The sequence below is a fragment of the Massilia scottii genome (genome assembly GCF_030846495.1).
GTDB classification, from domain to species: domain Bacteria; phylum Pseudomonadota; class Gammaproteobacteria; order Burkholderiales; family Burkholderiaceae_D; genus Telluria_A; species Telluria_A violaceinigra.
The window spans coordinates 79,875-96,925 of record NZ_JAVCWM010000019.1 but is presented as its reverse complement, the minus strand read 5'-3'; the positions used below and the strand labels follow the sequence as shown (position 1 = coordinate 96,925).

Annotated in this window: 21 protein-coding genes; 12 read left to right on the top strand and 9 right to left on the bottom strand. The window is 64.3% G+C overall.

Features of this window, described 5'->3' with window-relative positions:
• Nucleotides 1-94 precede the first annotated feature (94 nt).
• Nucleotides 95-496 carry a PRC-barrel domain-containing protein gene (locus RBA41_RS23470; RefSeq protein ID WP_306626659.1) on the bottom strand — a complete coding sequence of 134 codons (402 nt, stop codon included), beginning with the start codon at nt 494-496 and terminating at the stop codon, nt 95-97.
• Nucleotides 497-726: 230 nt separating this feature from the next.
• Between RBA41_RS23470 and pyrG the strand changes: the two genes are divergently transcribed.
• The 9 genes from pyrG (at nt 727) to RBA41_RS23425 (ending at nt 8,957) form a co-directional block, all read left to right on the top strand.
• A complete protein-coding gene (gene pyrG, locus RBA41_RS23465; RefSeq protein WP_306626658.1) occupies nt 727-2,406 on the top strand; it encodes a CTP synthase in 1,680 nt (559 codons plus the stop codon).
• A complete protein-coding gene (gene kdsA, locus RBA41_RS23460; protein WP_099875778.1) occupies nt 2,403-3,257 on the top strand; it encodes a 3-deoxy-8-phosphooctulonate synthase in 855 nt (284 codons plus the stop codon). The genes pyrG and kdsA overlap by 4 nt, the downstream gene beginning before the upstream one ends.
• A 103-nt stretch (nt 3,258-3,360) precedes the next feature.
• A complete protein-coding gene (gene eno / locus RBA41_RS23455; RefSeq protein ID WP_306626657.1) occupies nt 3,361-4,644 on the top strand; it encodes a phosphopyruvate hydratase in 1,284 nt (427 codons plus the stop codon).
• Nucleotides 4,645-4,693: 49 nt separating this feature from the next.
• Nucleotides 4,694-5,032 (top strand): cell division protein FtsB, encoded by a 339-nt coding sequence (gene ftsB, locus RBA41_RS23450; protein WP_306626656.1) that lies wholly within the window; start codon nt 4,694-4,696, stop codon nt 5,030-5,032.
• Nucleotides 5,033-5,481: 449 nt separating this feature from the next.
• Nucleotides 5,482-6,024 (top strand): GbsR/MarR family transcriptional regulator, encoded by a 543-nt coding sequence (locus RBA41_RS23445; RefSeq protein ID WP_306626655.1) that lies wholly within the window; start codon nt 5,482-5,484, stop codon nt 6,022-6,024.
• The gene (locus RBA41_RS23440) at nt 6,021-6,440 is read left to right on the top strand and encodes a thiol-disulfide oxidoreductase DCC family protein (protein WP_306626654.1); all 420 of its coding nucleotides are present in this window, start codon (nt 6,021-6,023) and stop codon (nt 6,438-6,440) included. The genes RBA41_RS23445 and RBA41_RS23440 overlap by 4 nt, the downstream gene beginning before the upstream one ends.
• A gap of 8 nt (nt 6,441-6,448) precedes the next feature.
• Nucleotides 6,449-6,901, top strand: coding sequence for a cell division protein (locus tag RBA41_RS23435; RefSeq protein ID WP_306626653.1), 453 nt, complete (start codon nt 6,449-6,451; stop codon nt 6,899-6,901).
• Nucleotides 6,898-7,515, top strand: coding sequence for a DUF4166 domain-containing protein (locus tag RBA41_RS23430; RefSeq protein WP_306626652.1), 618 nt, complete (start codon nt 6,898-6,900; stop codon nt 7,513-7,515). Before RBA41_RS23435 ends, RBA41_RS23430 begins: the two co-directional genes overlap by 4 nt.
• A complete protein-coding gene (locus RBA41_RS23425; RefSeq protein WP_306626651.1) occupies nt 7,512-8,957 on the top strand; it encodes a TIGR01777 family oxidoreductase in 1,446 nt (481 codons plus the stop codon). Before RBA41_RS23430 ends, RBA41_RS23425 begins: the two co-directional genes overlap by 4 nt.
• A 42-nt stretch (nt 8,958-8,999) precedes the next feature.
• Here the strand turns inward: RBA41_RS23425 and RBA41_RS23420 are convergent, their stop codons facing one another.
• The 3 genes from RBA41_RS23420 to RBA41_RS23410 all read right to left on the bottom strand — a co-directional run bounded on the left by RBA41_RS23420 (nt 9,000) and on the right by RBA41_RS23410 (nt 11,861).
• Nucleotides 9,000-9,713: a LytR/AlgR family response regulator transcription factor gene (locus RBA41_RS23420; RefSeq protein WP_306626650.1), complete on the bottom strand. Its 714-nt coding sequence runs from the start codon at nt 9,711-9,713 to the stop codon at nt 9,000-9,002.
• Entirely contained in the window at nt 9,710-10,804 is a 1,095-nt protein-coding gene (locus tag RBA41_RS23415) for a sensor histidine kinase (protein ID WP_306626649.1), read from the bottom strand. The genes RBA41_RS23420 and RBA41_RS23415 overlap by 4 nt, the downstream gene beginning before the upstream one ends.
• Nucleotides 10,805-10,865: 61 nt before the next feature.
• On the bottom strand, nt 10,866-11,861 hold the full coding sequence (locus RBA41_RS23410) for a formylglycine-generating enzyme family protein (RefSeq protein WP_306626648.1): 996 nt from the start codon (nt 11,859-11,861) through the stop codon (nt 10,866-10,868).
• A 296-nt stretch (nt 11,862-12,157) separates the two neighbouring features.
• Between RBA41_RS23410 and RBA41_RS23405 the strand changes: the two genes are divergently transcribed.
• Both RBA41_RS23405 and RBA41_RS23400 read left to right on the top strand, forming a co-directional pair.
• A complete protein-coding gene (locus RBA41_RS23405; protein ID WP_306626647.1) occupies nt 12,158-12,586 on the top strand; it encodes an RcnB family protein in 429 nt (142 codons plus the stop codon).
• 73 nt (nt 12,587-12,659) lie between these two features.
• Nucleotides 12,660-13,166 (top strand): MepB family protein, encoded by a 507-nt coding sequence (locus RBA41_RS23400; protein WP_306626646.1) that lies wholly within the window; start codon nt 12,660-12,662, stop codon nt 13,164-13,166.
• Here RBA41_RS23400 and RBA41_RS23395 read toward each other — a convergent pair.
• Entirely contained in the window at nt 13,151-13,981 is an 831-nt protein-coding gene (locus tag RBA41_RS23395) for a helix-turn-helix domain-containing protein (protein WP_306626645.1), read from the bottom strand. The genes RBA41_RS23400 and RBA41_RS23395 overlap by 16 nt on opposite strands.
• Before the next feature lie 88 nt (nt 13,982-14,069).
• Here RBA41_RS23395 and RBA41_RS23390 point away from each other — a divergent pair, with 88 nt between their 5' ends.
• On the top strand, nt 14,070-14,555 hold the full coding sequence (locus RBA41_RS23390; protein ID WP_306626644.1) for a DUF3224 domain-containing protein: 486 nt from the start codon (nt 14,070-14,072) through the stop codon (nt 14,553-14,555).
• A gap of 4 nt (nt 14,556-14,559) precedes the next feature.
• Here RBA41_RS23390 and RBA41_RS23385 read toward each other — a convergent pair whose 3' ends face one another.
• Genes RBA41_RS23385 through RBA41_RS23370 form a run of 4 tightly spaced genes read right to left on the bottom strand, consistent with a single transcriptional unit; the run spans nt 14,560 to nt 17,023 of the window.
• Nucleotides 14,560-15,093: a GNAT family N-acetyltransferase gene (locus RBA41_RS23385; protein WP_306626643.1), complete on the bottom strand. Its 534-nt coding sequence runs from the start codon at nt 15,091-15,093 to the stop codon at nt 14,560-14,562.
• Between the two features lie 6 nt (nt 15,094-15,099).
• A complete protein-coding gene (locus RBA41_RS23380; protein WP_306626642.1) occupies nt 15,100-15,537 on the bottom strand; it encodes an acyl-CoA thioesterase in 438 nt (145 codons plus the stop codon).
• A 1-nt stretch (nt 15,538) separates the two neighbouring features.
• On the bottom strand, nt 15,539-16,495 hold the full coding sequence (hslO, locus tag RBA41_RS23375; protein WP_306626641.1) for an Hsp33 family molecular chaperone HslO: 957 nt from the start codon (nt 16,493-16,495) through the stop codon (nt 15,539-15,541).
• Between the two features lie 3 nt (nt 16,496-16,498).
• Nucleotides 16,499-17,023 (bottom strand): gamma carbonic anhydrase family protein, encoded by a 525-nt coding sequence (locus RBA41_RS23370; RefSeq protein WP_306626640.1) that lies wholly within the window; start codon nt 17,021-17,023, stop codon nt 16,499-16,501.
• Between the last annotated feature and the right edge of the window lie 28 nt (nt 17,024-17,051).

Here is a 17,051-nt window from a genome sequence, read left to right as displayed (position 1 = left end):
GCTTGCCGAACGTCAGCATCTGCGGAAAGTCAGCGTCTGCCGACGTCCCACGTCCGCCCCTGCCTCGCGCAACTTAATGCGCGCTGGTGCCGTATTAATGCGCGCTGGTGCCGTAATAGCTGTGAATCTGGCTCGACCATTGCTGGTTGGCCATGTCCGGCCAGTGATCGGTATCGAAACCTGGCGCGTTGTCGATGCGCTCTTTCTCGATGTCGAGCGTAAAGCGCTTGTTGGCGGTGTCGAGAGTCAATGCTTCCCAAGGCACGGCGAACAGCCTTTCGCCAATGGTCAGCACGCCGCCACTCGACATGACTGCATATGCAATCTTACCGGTGCGCATGTCGAGCATGATTTCCTTGATTTCACCCAGATGCTCATTCTTGAGATTGTGCACGTGGTCACCGATCAGGGTATCCGCACCCATCAGTTCTGGACCCGGGCCTTTCGAGCCCTTGTCGACATACATGCCATAAGCATCGCGTTCTTCGTAGGACATTTTGACCTCCTGTGGTAAAAGTTCAATCCTGAGGCTTGAGCAAGATCATGTCTGTTCGCTGGCGCACACGGAATAGACAATTTGCAATCTTTCAAATTGATCAATGCGCCATCCCCGGCGTAGCCGCCCGGCCCGCCGTTGTTGGTGTTTTTTACCTTGTTTTGCGGAAGCATTGGCCGGTTTAAGGTATAATTTCAATTTCCCGCACGTGCCGTTCGGCACCATCTGCAATGACCAAATTTGTCTTCGTCACCGGTGGCGTTGTGTCTTCCCTTGGAAAAGGGATTGCCGCCGCCTCTCTCGCCGCGATCCTCGAATCGCGCGGCCTTAAAGTCACCATGCTCAAGCTCGACCCGTACATCAACGTCGATCCCGGCACGATGAGCCCGATGCAGCATGGCGAAGTTTTCGTCACCGACGACGGCGCCGAAACCGATCTCGATCTGGGTCACTACGAACGCTTCATCAGCACCCGCATGCGCAAGGTGAACAACTTCACCACCGGCCAGATCTACGAATCGGTGATCCGCAAGGAACGGCGCGGCGAATACCTCGGCAAGACCGTGCAGGTGATCCCGCACATCACCAACGAGATCCAGGATTACATCTATCGCGGCGCCGAAGGCGTGGACGTGGCGCTGGTTGAAATCGGCGGCACCGTGGGCGACATCGAATCGCTGCCGTTCCTGGAAGCGGCGCGCCAGCTGTCGCTGCGCGCCGGCCGCAAGTCGGCCGCCTTCGTGCACCTGACGCTGGTGCCGTACATCGCCTCGGCGGGCGAACTGAAAACCAAACCGACCCAGCACAGCGTGCAAAAGCTGCGTGAAATCGGCATCACCCCGACCGCGCTGCTGTGCCGCGCCGACCGCCCGATTCCGGACGACGAACGCGCCAAGATCTCGCTGTTCTCGAACGTCGAAGAGCAGGCCGTCATCTCCGTGTGGGACGCCGACACCATCTACAAGGTGCCGCAGATGCTGCACGACCAGGGCCTCGACGCCATCATCCTCGAAGCGCTCGGCCTGGAAGCGCCGCCGGCCGACCTGTCGATGTGGACCAAGCTGATCTACGCGCTGGAAAACCCGAAAGCGTCGGTCACCATCGGCATGGTCGGCAAGTACGTCGACCTGACCGAATCGTACAAGTCGCTCACCGAAGCGCTGCGCCACGCCGGCATCCACACCGAAAGCCGGGTCAATATCGAATACCTGGACTCGGAAGACATCGAAACCAAGGGTTGCGACCACCTGGCCAAGTACGATGCGATCCTGGTGCCGGGCGGCTTCGGCAAGCGCGGCGTGGAAGGCAAGATCATGGCGGCGCGCTACGCCCGCGAAAAGCAGATTCCTTACCTGGGCATTTGCCTGGGCATGCAAGTGGCCCTGATCGAATACGCGCGCCACAAGGCGGGCCTGACCAACGCCAACTCGACCGAATTCGACACCGACACCGACCAGCCGGTCGTGGCCCTCATCAACGAGTGGCAAAACCATGACGGCAAGGTCGAAAAGCGCGACGAAAAATCCGACCTGGGCGGCACCATGCGCCTGGGCGCGCAAACCTGCGCGGTCAATCCGGGCACCCTGGCTGCCGAAATCTACGGCAGCGTGGTCACCGAACGCCATCGTCACCGGTATGAGGCGAACAATCACTACCTGGCGCGGGTCGAAGCGGCAGGCATGATCGTGTCGGCGCGCACCCCGACCGAAGACTTGTGCGAGATCATGGAACTGCCGCGCACCGGAGAGAACGCGCACCCGTGGTACATGGGCGTGCAGTACCATCCCGAGTTCAAGTCGACCCCGCGCACCGGTCACCCGTTGTTTACGTCGTTCATCAAGGCAGCGCTGGCGCACAAGGCGGCCAACGGCCAGGCCGCGGCGGGCGCACCCACAGGAGATGCAGCATGAAGCTTTGCGGTTTTGACGTCGGCCTCGAGCACCCGATCTTTCTCATCGCCGGCACCTGCGTGATCGAATCGCGCCAGATGGCGATGGACACCGCCGGCACGCTCAAGGAAATCACCTCGGCGCTGGGTATCCCGTTCATCTACAAGTCGTCCTTCGACAAGGCCAACCGCTCCTCGGGCACCTCGTTTCGCGGTCCCGGCATGGACAAGGGCCTCGAGATCCTGGCCGACGTGCGCCGCGAAATCGGCGTGCCGGTCCTGACCGACATCCACACGATCGAAGAAATCGCCGCCGTCTCGAGCGTGGTCGACGTGCTGCAAACGCCCGCCTTCCTGTGCCGCCAGACCGACTTCATCATCGCCTGCGCCCAGTCGGGCAAACCGGTCAACATCAAGAAGGGCCAGTTCCTCGCGCCCGGCGACATGAAGAACGTGATCGACAAGGCGCGCCAGGCCGCGCGCGACGCCGGCCTCAATGAAGACAACTTCATGGCCTGCGAGCGCGGTGCCTCGTTCGGCTACAACAACCTCGTATCCGACATGCGCTCGCTGGCGATCATGCGCGAATCGAACTGCCCGGTCGTGTTCGACGCGACCCACTCGGTACAACTGCCGGGCGGACAGGGCACCACATCCGGTGGCCAGCGCGAGCACATTCCCGTGCTCTCGCGCGCAGCCGTGGCAGCCGGTATCGCCGGCCTGTTCATGGAAACGCACCCGAACCCCGCCCAGGCGCTCTCGGACGGTCCGAACGCCGTGCCGCTCGGACGCATGAAGGAACTGCTCACGACTCTCGTCGAGCTCGACCGCGTGGTCAAGAAAGCCGGCTTCCTCGAATCGAGCTTTGCGTAAGTTTGCGTAGTGCGGCACTTGCCGCCGTCCCGATCGCCCTGACAGATGCAGGCGGACCGTTCGCGGTCCGCCCACCTTTTTCTTACCCTTTGGAGATTGAAATATGAGTGCTATCGTTGACATTATCGGCCGCGAAATTATCGATTCGCGCGGCAATCCGACCGTCGAATGCGACGTGCTTCTGGAGTCGGGCGTGATGGGCCGCGCGGCGGTGCCATCGGGCGCCTCGACCGGTTCGCGCGAAGCGATCGAACTGCGCGACGGCGACCAGAACCGTTACTTCGGCAAGGGCGTGCTGCAAGCCTGCGAAAACATCAATACCGAAATCTCCGAAGCCATCATGGGCCTGGACGCGAACGAACAAGCGTTCCTCGACCGCACCCTGATCGACCTCGACGGCACCGAAAACAAGAGCCGCCTGGGCGCCAACGCCATGCTGGCCGTCTCGATGGCCGTGGCCAAGGCCGCCGCTGAAGAAGCCGGCCTGCCGCTGTACCGCTACTTCGGCGGTTCGGGCGCGATGCAGATGCCGGTGCCGATGATGAACGTCATCAACGGCGGCGCGCATGCCGACAACAACCTGGACATCCAGGAATTCATGATCATCCCGGTCGGCGCACCGAGCTTCAAGGAAGCGATCCGCTACGGCGCCGAGATTTTCCACACGCTGAAAAAGATCCTGCACGAGAAAAAGCTGGCGACCTCGGTCGGCGACGAAGGCGGTTTCGCGCCGAACGTGGCCAACCACGAAGAAGCCATCAAGCTGATCATGCAAGCGATCGAGCAGGCTGGCTACGAGCCGGGCACGCAGATCTGCCTGGGCCTCGATTGCGCCGCGTCCGAATTCTACAAGGATGGCAAATACCACCTTGAAGGCGAAGGCATGCAGCTGACCGCGACCGAATTCACCAACATGCTCGCGACCTGGTGCGACAAGTACCCGATCATCTCGATCGAAGACGCGATGGCGGAAAACGACTGGGATGGCTGGAAGATCCTGACCGAAGCGCTGGGCAAGAAGGTGCAGCTGGTGGGCGACGACCTGTACGTCACCAACACCAAGATCCTGAAAGAAGGCATCGAGAAAGGCATCGCCAACTCGATCCTGATCAAGATCAACCAGATCGGCACCCTGACCGAAACGTTCGCCGCCATCGAAATGGCCAAGCGCGCCGGTTATACTGCCGTCATCTCGCACCGTTCCGGCGAGACCGAAGACTCGACGATCGCCGACATCGCCGTTGGTACCAATGCCCTGCAGATCAAGACCGGCTCGATGTCGCGTTCGGACCGCATGGCCAAGTACAACCAGCTGCTGCGCATCGAAGAAGACCTGGGCGACATCGCCAGCTACCCTGGCCGCAGCGCCTTCTACAACCTGAAGTAAGCCGAACCGCACCGGCTGGCCGCGTGGCGGCCGGTGCATCCTCCCTGTCATGCGCCTCATTACGCTCGTTCTCGCGACCCTCCTGATCCTGATCCAACTGCCGCTCTGGCTGGGCAAGGGTGGCTGGCTGCGCGTGGGCGAACTGGAAAACCAGGTGCTCCTGGCGCAGCGCAAGACAGTGGAACTGAAGGCGCGCAACGCCAAGCTCGACTCCGAAGTCCACGACCTGACCAATGGCACGGGCGCGGTGGAAGAGCGCGCGCGTTTCGAGCTGGGCATGATCAAGAAAAACGAGATCTTCATCCAGATCCTCGACGCCAACGGCCATCCCAAGGAATCGGCCACCCCGCTGCCGCCTCCCAAGCCCGACGCCAAGACTACCCCCTGAAGCAAGCTCCTAACACCGGGGTCAGACCTCTGATTCGAAATTAGTTGGTTTCTGGCATGCTTACGCCACACCGGGTCAGAGCTCTGACTTGAAATAGTTTCTGCCTGGGTAAGACTTTCCAGGAAAATTGCGCGGCAACAAGCGAATATCGCCCTGCCATTGGCCGAGAAGGCATCGCTCCCGCTATGGCGAAACGGCTCGCGCGTCAACAGTGCGGTGCCGTGGCTCGCCGGTTAGCGACAAATCTCGTCGCTGCCTATACAAAAATTGCTAATCAGAGGTCTGACCCCGGTTGTAGGGTGTTCACTCGTCCGCTTATAGGCAGTTTCGCCCGATTCTGTCCAGATTCCTGGGCCGTCATTCGCGTGTTTCTCTGATTAAGGTTGACAAGCGGCGCCAATCGGCATTTAATTTCTGTAACGACAGAAATTAACGAAATTGGAGAAATGATGGCATTGGGACCGACCGAACAGAAATTCGTCCTGCACTGGGGCGAGATGGGCACGCGCTGGGGCGTCAACCGTACCGTTGCGCAGATTCATGCGCTGCTGTTCCTGGCCAACCGTCCGCTGGCGGCCGAGGAGATCGCCGATGCGCTGTCGGTGGCGCGCTCGAACGTGAGCAACAGCCTCAAGGAACTGCAAAGCTGGAACCTGATCCGCGTCACCCATCTGATGGGCGACCGGCGCGATCACTTCGTCGCCCTTCAGGATGTGTGGGAGATCTTCCGCGTCATCGTCGAGGAGCGCAAACGGCGCGAGATCGATCCGACCCTGACCGTGCTGCGCGAATGCGCCATCGAGGGCGATACCGATAGCGCGCTCGAACCAGCGTCGCTGGCGCGCATGAACGAAGTGCTGACCTTCCTCGACATGCTCGGCACGACCTACGACGATTACAAGCACCTGCCGCCCGCGACCCTGCAGCGCTTCCTGAAAATGGGCGGCAAGGTGGCGCGCCTTCTCGGCCCCGACGACAAGGACGCGTCATGAGCAGCGCCGAACTGACCCTCTACTTCGACGGCAAATGCCCGTTCTGCCGCGCCGGCATGGCCAGGCTGGCGCACTGGGACAAAGCCGGGCGTCTGGCGTTTGTCGATATCGCCGCTCCCGGCTTCGATCCGGCCCACCTCGGCGTCGACATGGCCGCCCTGAACCGCGAGCTGCACAGCCGGACGCGCGACGGCCGCGTGCTGGTGGGGATCGACAGCATGCTGCGCGCCTACCCGCTGGCCGGCCAGGCCTGGCGCGTGCTGCCGCTGCGCGTGCCCGGCCTGCGCACCCTGTGCAGCTGGTCGTACCGGCTGTTCGCGCGCCACCGCTACCTGATGTCGCGCGTGCTCGGTTACCGCGCCCCGGCTTGCCTTGACGGTGTGTGCGAGCGTCCCAATCCCTTCTTCAAACGATGAAAGCACGTATGCACTCTCCATTTCTGCGCCGCTGGGCCATCCGCTGGATGTACGCGGCCATCGCCACCCACCTGGTGGTCGGCATGCTGCTGCCATGGTTCGCCGACGCCGCCATCTTCAGCGGCTACCACCGCGGCATCGAAACGGCGTTCTGGGGCGCCACCGTGCCGGCGCCGGCCCACGCGCAGCAAATCTGGTGGATCTCGCTGTTCGGCCCCACCGTGCAAAGCGCGGCCCTGTGGATGGGCGCCCTGGCGTGGATCGGCGAGCGCCAGCGCAGCGCCTTCGCCTGGGGCGCGCTGATCGCCGGCATGCTGCTATGGGCGCCGCAGGACATGATGGTGTCGCTGCGCGCGGGCTGCTGGGATAACATCTGGATCGATACCTTCGCGCTGGCCACGATGCTGCCGCCGCTGGTGTACCTTTACTGCGTCGACCGCGCGCAAGCGGTGCGCACATGATCGCGTCCGAAGGCGAGTTATTCAAGAAGATCCTCGGCCCCGCATGGCGCGGCCTCCATCCCGACATCCAGGCACGCTTCGACCATAACCCGATGCCCGGTAAACCCTTGCACTACACGGGCCGCATGACGGAACTGACCTGCTCAGGCGTCGGCCGCGTGCTGGGCTACCTGAGCATGCCGCTGATCCAGGGCGCGCTGATGCCGTTTAACGATGCCGACTTCCCGGTCGATATCGAGGTGTATTCGAAACAGGGCAGCGCGGCCATTTTCAAGCAGCGCATCTATCGCCTCAACGGACGCAAGCCGGTGCAGTTCACGTCCTACATGCTGGAGAGCGCGCGCGGCGAGGTGCTCGAATACGTCGGCATGGGCATGGGCATGAAGCTGGTGCTGGCGGTACGCGACGGGAACCTGCACTTCGAGAGCGATGGCTACTTCTGGCAGGTGCTGGGCGTGCGCATTCCCATACCGGCCTGGTTCACGCCGGGTAAAACCTATCTGTGCCACCGCAATAACGACAGCGCGCAATTCGATATCCGTATCGAGATCCGCCACGCGCTGTTCGGTACAACCTTCACGCAGGCGGGCGTGTTTCGCGAGGTACGTGCATGAATACCCATTTGCTGGCGCTGCAGTTGATGGCCGTCCAGGGCTGCCTGGGCGCCTTCGACACCCTGTATCACCATGAATTGACCGAGGCCTTGCCCGGCCGCGCGAGCGCGCGTCTGGAATTGCGGATCCATGCGCTGCGCTCCCTGATTTACTGCGCCATGTATGTCGGCCTGGCGTGCTGGCGCTTCAACGGCCTGTGGGCGGTGGCGCTGCTGCTGGTGTTCGCGGTCGAGATCGCTCTGACCTTGTGGGATTTCGTGGTCGAGGACCGGACCCGCCTGCTGCCCGCCACCGAACGGGTCACGCATACCGTGCTGACGCTCAATGGCGGCGCCTTCATCGCGCTGCTGGCCCTGAACGCAGGGCAGAGCATGACGCTGCCGACCGCGCTGGTGTGGGAGCCGCATGGCGCCCTGAGCGCGTTCCTGCTGCTGTGCGGCGCGGGGGTCGGGCTGTCCGGCGTGCGCGATGCGTTCGCGGCGCGCGCCATCGACCGCCAGGAGGCCCGGCCGCAGCGGCCCGCATTGCGCTTCGGCGCGACCGGGTGCGCGGTGCTGGTGACCGGCGCCACGGGCTTCATCGGCCAGAAGCTGGTGCGCGCGCTGCTGGCCGACGGCCATCGCGTTACGCTGCTGTCGCGCCAGCCGCGCGCGGCGGCCTGGCTGTTCGACGGCCGGGTGGAGTGCGTCAGCGACCTGGCGCAGCTGCCCCCGGCGCGCCGCATCGATGTGGTCATCAATCTGGCGGGCGCGCGCATTCTCGGCTGGCGCTGGAGCGAAGCACGCCAGGCGGCCTTGCGCGTCAGCCGCATCGGCCTCACGCGCAAGGTGGTGTCCTGGATCGCGGCCGCCGATCACAAGCCGGCGCTGATGCTGTCGGCGTCGGCCATCGGTTACTACGGCATCCAGGCGCGCGGTGACGATACCGTACTGACAGAAAGCGATGCGCCGCAGCCGATGTTCATGTCGGACCTGTGCCGCGAGTGGGAAGAAGCGGCCGGCACCGCCGCGGCGTACGGCGTGCGCGTGGCGTGCATGCGTTTCGGTTTGGTGCTCGGCACCCAGGGTGCGCTGCCGATGATGCTGCTGCCGGTCAAACTGGGCATGGGCGGTCCGCTCGGCGACGGACGCCAGTGGCTGTCGTGGATTCATGTGGACGACGTCATCGCCGGTATCGCCCATCTGTGGACCAGCGGGGAGGGCGGGGCCTACAACTTCACCGCGCCGGAGAGCCTGCCGCAGGCGGGCTTCAACCGGGTGGCGGCCAAGGTATTGAAGCGCCCGTACTGGCTGCCTACACCGGGCTGGCCGATGCGCCTGGCCCTGGGCGAACAGGCCGACCTGCTGCTCGAAGGCCAGCGCGTGGCGCCCGCCAGGCTGCAGGCGAGCGGTTTCGCCTTCAATCATCCGACCCTGGCCGGTGCGCTGGCGAGTCTGTCGTGACAACCCGGCCGATCGGGGTCCCGGCCGCCAACCTTGCCGTCGTTAGAAACTCAACAGGTCCTTCAATTGCTGGGCATTGCGGCGCGAGATGTCGAGCACTTTGCCGTCGCTCATCGTCACTTCGTAGCCGAGCGAGATCGATTCTTCGATGGCGCGGATCTCCTGCAGGTTGATGATGCACTGGCGGTTGGCGCGGAAGAAGAACTTGACCGGCAGCCGCTCCTCGATGCTGTTCAGCGATTTCTTGACGTAGGCTTTTTCGCTGCCGAAGAAGATGCGCACGTAGTTCTTGCAGCTTTCGATATACCGGATCGTCTCCAGGCTCACCAGGTGGCAGCGTTCGCCGTCCTTCACGAAAATCTTGCTGTTGATGTCCAGCGGCGGCCGTGGCGCCGCTGCCGGCGCGGCGTCGGCGGCGGCCAGCTTGGCGATCGCGGTGGCCAGCCGTTCGTGGCTGACTGGCTTGAGCAGGTAGTCGACGGTGTTGTAGTCGAACGAGCGGATGGCGTATTCGGAATAGGCGGTCGTGAAGACAATGCGCGGAAGGTAGTCGAGCATTTCGAGCAGGTCGAATCCGCTCGCGCCAGGCATGTGGATGTCGAGGAACAGCACGTCCGGCCGCAGTTCGGCGATCAGCGGCGCCGCCGTCGCCGGATGGTCGGCCTGGCCGATCACGTCGACCCCGTCGAACTGGCCGAGCATGCGCACCAGCCCTTCGCGCGCCAGGCGCGAGTCTTCGATCACCATCACCCTCATGCCGCCCGCTCCAGCGGCAGCGTGATGCCGACCTTGAAGACGCCACCCGCGTGGGTGGTGTTCAGCGCGGCCAGGTCGCCGTACAGGAGGTGCAGGCGCTGCCCGATATTGAGCAGGCCAATGCCGGTGCACCCGAGCGCCTGCAGCGGCGCGCTCGGGGCGTCGTTGTCTACCTCCAGCAGCAGGCACTGGCCTTGCCGGGATGCGCTCACGGTCAAGGTGCCGCCGCCCTGAAGCTGGTCGAGGCCATGCTTGACCGCGTTCTCGACCAGCATCTGCAAGACCATCGGCGGCATCAGCGCGTCGTCCAGGCCGGGCGCGATGTGAAGGGAAAAGGCCAGGCGTTCTTCCAGCTGCGTCTTGACGATGGCAAGGTACTTGGTGATGATGCCCACTTCATGGTGCAGGCTGACTTTTTCGTGCTGGCTGCTTTCGAGCGAATAGCGCAGGATGTCGGAGAACGAGGTAATCATCGCGTCGGCGCGCTGCGCATCTTCGTGGATCATGAAGCGAATGTTATTGAGTGAATTGAACAGGAAGTGCGGGTTGAGCTGGTTCGACAGGCTGCTCAACTGCGCTTCCTTCAGGTTGTTTTGCAGGCGCAGGTTGAACACTTCGGCCTTCTTGATGCGGCGGCTGCTGCTCACGCTGATGTAGATGAAGCCCCACACCGCCACGAACAGCTGGCTCTTGGGCGCTTCGTCGATGAACTTGTTCAGTATGATTTCGGACGGGATCACCGGGACCTTGAGCCGTTTGTATTTGGCACTGATGGTTTCCAAGTGCAGCGGCATGACCGCGGCTGTGACGCAGGCGCCGATCAACATGCCGGCCACCGCGCTGTACAGCACCACGATGGCAATGAGCCTGGCGATCGGCACGGAGTCGCCGCCGCGCCGCTTGTACAGCCAGCGCAACACGAGTACCGCCAGCGTGTAGAACGGAATCCACGCCAGGCTGGAGTAGACCTGCAGCCTGACCATGAAACCCCACGCGACGGCGATGGCGGTACTGGCCATCACGCCCACCGCGACGGCGCTGCAGTGGTAAGCCCAGAAGTCGCGGTCGCGCGGGAAGAAGTGCAGTGGCATGCGGTCGGGTTATCGAGTGAATGATCGGAGAGCGCATTCTAGCAAGGCGGCACGCCCGGCTTTATTTGGCCATCTTGCGCCGCTCGCGTTCCGCTGCACGCGCCGTGGCCAACTCCGCTTCGAAGCGCGCCACCGCCGGCGCCTGGGGCAGCACCGGCCCGCCCAGCGCAAGGCGGAAGCCTTCGCCGATGCTGCTCGGGTTTTCATCGCCCGCATGCCCGCGCACCGCCGTGCGCGCGTCGCGCGCCCCGTAGCTGCCGCCCCGGTGCATCTTCATGGGCGAATCGCGCTTGTGGCAGTCGGCGGTCCATGCGGAACCGTCCGCCGGTGCGCCTTCGTAGTTCAGGTGCTCGCAATCGGCCACGTACTCGCCCACGTTGCCGATCATGTCGTACAGGCCGAAGGCGTTGGGCTCGTACATGCCGACCACCGTGGTGAATGCGGCGCCGTCTTCGCAGATGGCGGGCTTGCCGGTGCGGCCGATGAGCGCGGCGATCGCCTTGTTGCCCGAGAAATCGCGGATGTTCGCATGGCGGCACACCTGGCTGGCGTCGTCGCCGAACGGGTAGTCGGTCTTGCTGCCGGCGCGCGCGGCGTATTCCCATTCCGCTTCCGACGGCAGGCGGTACGGCTTGCCGGTTTGGGCCGACAGCCATGCGGCGTAGGCGGTGGCGTCCTTCCAGGTGACGCACATGACCGGATGGTAGTCGCCCGGTGCGTAGGCCGGCGTATTCCAGGCGCCCGGTGCCATTTCGATGCCCCATTCGGTGCTGCCGAATTTCCAGCATTCTTTCGACGTCTTGTGGCCGGTCGCTTCGACGAACTGGCGGAACTGGCCGACGGTGACTTCGTACTTCGCCATCTGGAAGCTGGCCACGCGCACGTCGTGGACCGGCTGGTCGGTCGGATAGTCCTTGCTCGTACCCGGGATGGTGCCGCCCATCGCAAACGTGCCGCCCTTGATGGCGACCATCGGGGGTTCGGTCACGCTGCCGGCGGCTGCCGCCGCGCTGGTGGATGCCATCAGGGCCAGTGAGAACAGGAGGGTGCTTTGCATGTCGTGCCTTCGTCAGGTGGGGTGGTGAGAATGACCGCATTCTGTGCGAAGCGGGGGCCATTGGCGGGAAAAGGTGCCGACCGGTGCCATGCGGGGATGAGCGGCGCGATCGGCCCGATCGGGGCACCCGCAGACACGTCCGGTAACACTTCTTACCGGACCATGCTGGTTGCAAGAGGCAAAGCGGGGTGTAATGGCTACATGGACGACACGCAGTAGTCGCCCTGGTCCCCGGAGAGGCGGCATTTTCCGGACGGTCCATCTTGCTGCAGGCAGTATCTACGACAGGAGTTCATATGCACAAGAAAGCCCTCATCATCGCCCTCATGGCTGTTTGCATGGGCACCGGCAGCGCAGCCTTCGCTCAATCGCGCGACTACCGCGGCGAGCATGGCCAGCGCAGCGAGCACTATGAACGCAATGACCGTTACGCGCGCAGCGACCGCCATGAGCGCGACCGTCACCACGATCGCCGCGGCGACCGTTACGACAGCCCGCGCGGCGGCTACCAGGCTTACGATCATGGCCCATCCCGGCGTCACCACTTCCGCCGCGGCGCGTATCTCGATCACCAGTACCGCGGCAGCAGTTACGTGGTCAGCGACTGGCGCAGCCGCCGCCTGAGCGCGCCGCCGCGCGGCGCGCACTGGGTACAGGCCAATGGCGACTATGCGCTGGTGGCAATCGCCACGGGCCTGATCACCCAGGTGCTGTTGAACCAGTGATCGTGGCGCCAGGCGCGCAGCCCGTGCGGGCGGCTACAATGCCGCTTTCACCACAGCTGCGCTGCCTGATCCCATGACACTGAAAGAAAACCCCTTCCATCCCGACCTGCACGTGCTCCAGCGCGCGTACGACACGCACGGCATGGCCTGGAGCGCGCCGCTGCACGAGGCGGAAAGCGCCGAGTACGCGGCCAGCAGTTTCGCGGTCGAGGGCATGCAGGTGCGCTTTCGCGTCGCCAAAATCACCCCGACCAAGGTTGGCCAGTTCGTCACGCTGTGGAAGCGCATCGGCAGCGGGCCGATCCAGCCGTTCGACGAGACCGACCCGGTGGACCTGTTCGTGGTCAGTACCCGCGAGGGGGGCCAGTTCGGGCAGTTTGTCTTTCCCAGGGCGGTGCTGGCGAGACGCGATATCGTGGCGCGCGCGGGGCAGGGCGGCAAGCGCGCGATCCGCGTGTATCCGCCATGGGTGCTCACGACCAGCAAACAGGCGCAGGCCACGCAGCGCTGGCAACTGCAGTATTTTCTCCCCGATGGCGCCGATGCGGCTGCCGTGCGCAGGCTTTATGGGCCGCTCTGACGCGGCGCCTGCTGCGACTTCCAGTATTCCAGCGGCGACGTGCCCACCAGCCTGGTGAAGTCGCGCGTGAAATGGGCCTGGTCGAAAAAGCCGAGGTCACTGGCCAGCGCCGCCAGGTCCGCCGGCGCCGGCCTGGCCAGGCGCCAGCTTGCTTCCTGCAGCCGGTAGCGCTGGATCACCCACTTGGGCGACACCCCCACATAATTACTGAACAGCCTTTGCAGTGCGCGTTCTTCGATTCCCACCTGTGCGCACAGGGCGGCCACGCTGGCCGGTCCGTCGACGGCTGCGGCGGCGTTGACGGCTTGTTCGGCGAGCAGCGCGCGTGGGTCTGACGCCGGCAGCACGGCGAGCAGCATCGCTTCGGCCGCGCCGACCATGTCGGCATCGCTGGCGCCGTCCAGCACGCGCTGTTCGGCAGCGGCGGTGGGCATGCGCAGGACTTCGTCGAACGGCATGGTGCGGTCGGCCAGGCGCGAGACCGGATGCGCGATGAATGGACGCAGTCCGCCCGGCTTGAAGCGCACGCCGAGCACGCGCCCCGCTCCCGCCACGCTGCGCTCGAACGCGCCGCGCACCACGCCGTGAATGGCGCTCTGGCCGCGCTCGAACACCAGGTGCGCATTCGGATACGGCAGCACACGCTGGATTTCGGGTGCGCGCTCGCCCATGTTCCATTCGACGATCCAGAAGTAGTCGACAAAGTGCGCCAGCGGCGCCGATGGCGGGTAGGTGGCCAGGCGGATGCGGCGCGCCATGCCGAGCGGATCGATGACGCCTTTCGGCGTCGCTGGCGTGGTGTCGGGTTTATCCAAGATGTTTTTCGTCCTTGCGCTTAGTGTGGAGCTTCCAGCGAGCGCGCCATTGTGCCGTCGCCGCCCACTCTTGAATCGAAAGCCTGCCATGTCCTTGTTCCGCTTCAGCGCTGTCGCGCTCTCCCTGCTCGCCTTCCTGCAACCGGCTGCCGCACAACCGTCGCCGGCCGCGCCGCCCATGCTGCGCGCCAGCGGGCCGTTCGAGATAGCGATCATACCCGCTGGCGCTCCCGAGAAGGAAGGCCGTACCGCCATCGCCCGCATGGCGCTCGACAAGCAGTATGGCGGCGCGCTGGCGGCCACCGGCAAGGGCACCATGCTCACGGCGGTGAGCGACACCAAAGGTTCGGCCGCTTACGTCGCCATTGAACGCGTCAGCGGTACGCTGGGGGGCAGGAAGGGCAGCTTCGTGCTGCAGCATGCGGGCACGATGCAGGGCGGGACGAGCCAGGCGGCCATCACGATCGTTCCCGATTCGGGCACGGAGGAGTTAAGCGGCATCACCGGCACACTGGCGCTCACGGTGGTCGACGGCAAGCACTTCTACGCGCTCGATTACGCGCTGGGGCAATAGCGCGCTAAGACGGCCGCAGGTCCAGCAGATAGCGGGCGCCGTCGGCCCAGGCGTTGTCGATCATGGCCAGGCGCGGCAGCTCGCCCGCGTGGACGAAGCCGCATTTGCGCAGCACCGCCGCCGAACCCTGGTTGGCGAGGGTGATCTCGGCGCGCAGCTCCCTCAGTTGCCAGGTCGAGCGGGCCAGCGCGATCAGGTTTTGCAGGGCGAACGTGGCCAGACCCTTGCCGGTCTGGTCATGGGCGATGCGGTAGCCCACTTCAGCCGAACCTTTGGAACGGTCGATGTCCTTCAGATTGGCGCGTCCGGCGATCCGGCCTTCCTCATCGAGAAGCACGCACGGATGCCAGGTGCCGGCCGCATGGCCTTCCAGGTAGTGCGCGATGTGGCGCGCCACGCCGTGCGGGGAATAGAACGCCGGGTCGCGCGCTTCGACGTTGCGCTCGAACCAGGCGCGGTTGGCCAGTTCGAATGCCAGCAAGGCGCCGGCATCGTCATGCGCGAGGGTGCGCATGGTGTGGGTCGATGCCGCCTGCATGCCGGCTTATGCCGGCGGCGCGCTGGCGATGCTGGCCAGCACGGCGCGCACGGCGTCGGGTACGGGTACCGAACGGTTGCTCGCGCGCTCGACGTACACATGAACGAAATGCCCGGCCGCCGCAGGCAGCGCTTCATCGTTGCGGTACAGCGCCAGCTCGTAGCGCACGCTGGAGTTACCCAGCTTGGCCACGCGCACGCCCACGTGCACCGTGTCCGGAAAGGCGATCGAACTAAAGTACGAACAGCCCGTGTCGACCACCAGCCCGACCACGCTGTCGGCGTGGATATCGAGCACGCCGCGCGCGATCAGGAACTGATTCACGGCGGTGTCGAAAAAGCTGTAGTAGACGACGTTGTTGACGTGCTGGTAGGCGTCGTTGTCCATCCAGCGCGTCGGTATCGCCAGAAAATGCGGGAAGGCGGAGCGTGGCGACTCGCGCATGTCAGTGCTTCACGTCGCTGGCGGGAAGCAGCACTTCGACCGGCGTGTCGCCCACGAACAGCTGCGCGCAGTCGACCTTGTCGAACGAGTAGTGCTTGCCGCAGAAGTCGCAGTCGATCGCCAGCTGGCCCAGTTCATCGAGGGCGCCGTCGACTTCCTCGCGGCCCAGCATCTTGAGCATGTTGCCGACTTTTTCGCGCGTGCAGCTGCAGTGGAACTGGGGATGGGCCGGCTCGAATACGCGGATCGTCTCTTCCCAGAACAGGCGGTTCATCAGGGTCTGGATATCGGTCGAGAGCAGCTCTTCCTGCTTCAGGGTCGAGGCGAGCATGACGGCGCGGTTCCAGGTTTCCAGTTCGTCGGCTTCGCTGCCTTGCTTGATCTGGTCATCCTTGCCGCTGTGGCGCGGCAGCTTTTGCAGCAGCAGGCCGCGCGAGACGCTGTCGTCGGCCGCCAGCCACAGGCGCGTGTCGAGCTGCTCGGAGCGCAGCATGTAGTTTTCGATGACGGTCGCCATGTCGTCGCCGTCGAGCGGCACGATGCCCTGGTAGGGCTGCTGGCCGGGCATCTTGTCGGCCGGGTCGAGCGTGATGACGAAGCGCGCCTTGCCGCCGGCGTTGAGCAGCTCGCCCAGGCTGGCGTCGTCGGCCACGGTCACGCCTTCCGCCAGCTTGGCGGTGGCGCGCATGCGCAGGTCGGAATCGCATTCGACCACCAGCAGGCGCACCGGCCCGTCGCCGTGGATCTGCATGACGATGGCGCCGTTGAACTTGAGGTTGGCCGACAGCAGGGCCGCCGCCGCCACCATTTCGCCGAGCACCGTCCTGACGGCCGGCGGGTAGTTGTGGCGCTGCTGGATCTCGCGCCAGGTGCTTGAGATTTCAACGAACTCGCCGCGCACGGCGGCATTGTCGAAGATGAATTTTTGCAGGGTGTCGCTGTTATTGTCTGTAGTCATTGTTTATCCAATCTTTTTCAGTTGCGTCTTGAATAGCTGGGCGCGTGCAACATAGCTGGCGGCGCTGCCTTCGAGACGCGCGATGTCTTCCGCGCTCAGGGTGCGCACGGCCTTGGCCGGTGCGCCGATGATGAGCGAGTGGTCAGGGAATTCTTTTCCTTCGGTCACCAGCGCACCGGCGCCGACCAGGCAACCCTTGCCGATCCTGGCGCCATTGAGGATCACGGCCTGGATGCCGATCAGCGAGCCATCGCCCACCGTGCAGCCGTGCAGCATGGCCTGGTGGCCGACCGTCACATTGCTGCCGATGGTAAGCGGATAGCCCATGTCGGTATGCATGACCGTGCCTTCCTGCACGTTACTGTTGGCGCCGATCGTGATGCGCTCGTTGTCGCCGCGAATGGTCACGCCGGACCAGACCGAGGTATTGGCCTCCAGCGTCACTTTGCCGATCAGGCTGGCCGAATCGGCGACGTAGGCGGACGCGTGAATCTCGGGCGCATGCTCGCCCAGTTGGTAGATAGCCATAATTAGTGTCAGGAAGCGTTGGAATGGC

What these genes read in the sequence shown, in the direction of transcription:
- RBA41_RS23470 (WP_306626659.1), bottom strand. Translation starts at nt 496, where the DNA reads ATGTCCTACGAAGAACGCGATGCTTATGGCATGTATGTCGACAAGGGC.
- pyrG (WP_306626658.1), top strand. Translation starts at nt 727, where the DNA reads ATGACCAAATTTGTCTTCGTCACCGGTGGCGTTGTGTCTTCCCTTGGA.
- kdsA (WP_099875778.1), top strand. Translation starts at nt 2,403, where the DNA reads ATGAAGCTTTGCGGTTTTGACGTCGGCCTCGAGCACCCGATCTTTCTC.
- eno (WP_306626657.1), top strand. Translation starts at nt 3,361, where the DNA reads ATGAGTGCTATCGTTGACATTATCGGCCGCGAAATTATCGATTCGCGC.
- ftsB (WP_306626656.1), top strand. Translation starts at nt 4,694, where the DNA reads ATGCGCCTCATTACGCTCGTTCTCGCGACCCTCCTGATCCTGATCCAA.
- RBA41_RS23445 (WP_306626655.1), top strand. Translation starts at nt 5,482, where the DNA reads ATGGCATTGGGACCGACCGAACAGAAATTCGTCCTGCACTGGGGCGAG.
- RBA41_RS23440 (WP_306626654.1), top strand. Translation starts at nt 6,021, where the DNA reads ATGAGCAGCGCCGAACTGACCCTCTACTTCGACGGCAAATGCCCGTTC.
- RBA41_RS23435 (WP_306626653.1), top strand. Translation starts at nt 6,449, where the DNA reads ATGCACTCTCCATTTCTGCGCCGCTGGGCCATCCGCTGGATGTACGCG.
- RBA41_RS23430 (WP_306626652.1), top strand. Translation starts at nt 6,898, where the DNA reads ATGATCGCGTCCGAAGGCGAGTTATTCAAGAAGATCCTCGGCCCCGCA.
- RBA41_RS23425 (WP_306626651.1), top strand. Translation starts at nt 7,512, where the DNA reads ATGAATACCCATTTGCTGGCGCTGCAGTTGATGGCCGTCCAGGGCTGC.
- RBA41_RS23420 (WP_306626650.1), bottom strand. Translation starts at nt 9,713, where the DNA reads ATGAGGGTGATGGTGATCGAAGACTCGCGCCTGGCGCGCGAAGGGCTG.
- RBA41_RS23415 (WP_306626649.1), bottom strand. Translation starts at nt 10,804, where the DNA reads ATGCCACTGCACTTCTTCCCGCGCGACCGCGACTTCTGGGCTTACCAC.
- RBA41_RS23410 (WP_306626648.1), bottom strand. Translation starts at nt 11,861, where the DNA reads ATGCAAAGCACCCTCCTGTTCTCACTGGCCCTGATGGCATCCACCAGC.
- RBA41_RS23405 (WP_306626647.1), top strand. Translation starts at nt 12,158, where the DNA reads ATGCACAAGAAAGCCCTCATCATCGCCCTCATGGCTGTTTGCATGGGC.
- RBA41_RS23400 (WP_306626646.1), top strand. Translation starts at nt 12,660, where the DNA reads ATGACACTGAAAGAAAACCCCTTCCATCCCGACCTGCACGTGCTCCAG.
- RBA41_RS23390 (WP_306626644.1), top strand. Translation starts at nt 14,070, where the DNA reads ATGTCCTTGTTCCGCTTCAGCGCTGTCGCGCTCTCCCTGCTCGCCTTC.
- RBA41_RS23385 (WP_306626643.1), bottom strand. Translation starts at nt 15,093, where the DNA reads ATGCAGGCGGCATCGACCCACACCATGCGCACCCTCGCGCATGACGAT.
- RBA41_RS23380 (WP_306626642.1), bottom strand. Translation starts at nt 15,537, where the DNA reads ATGCGCGAGTCGCCACGCTCCGCCTTCCCGCATTTTCTGGCGATACCG.
- hslO (WP_306626641.1), bottom strand. Translation starts at nt 16,495, where the DNA reads ATGACTACAGACAATAACAGCGACACCCTGCAAAAATTCATCTTCGAC.
- RBA41_RS23370 (WP_306626640.1), bottom strand. Translation starts at nt 17,023, where the DNA reads ATGGCTATCTACCAACTGGGCGAGCATGCGCCCGAGATTCACGCGTCC.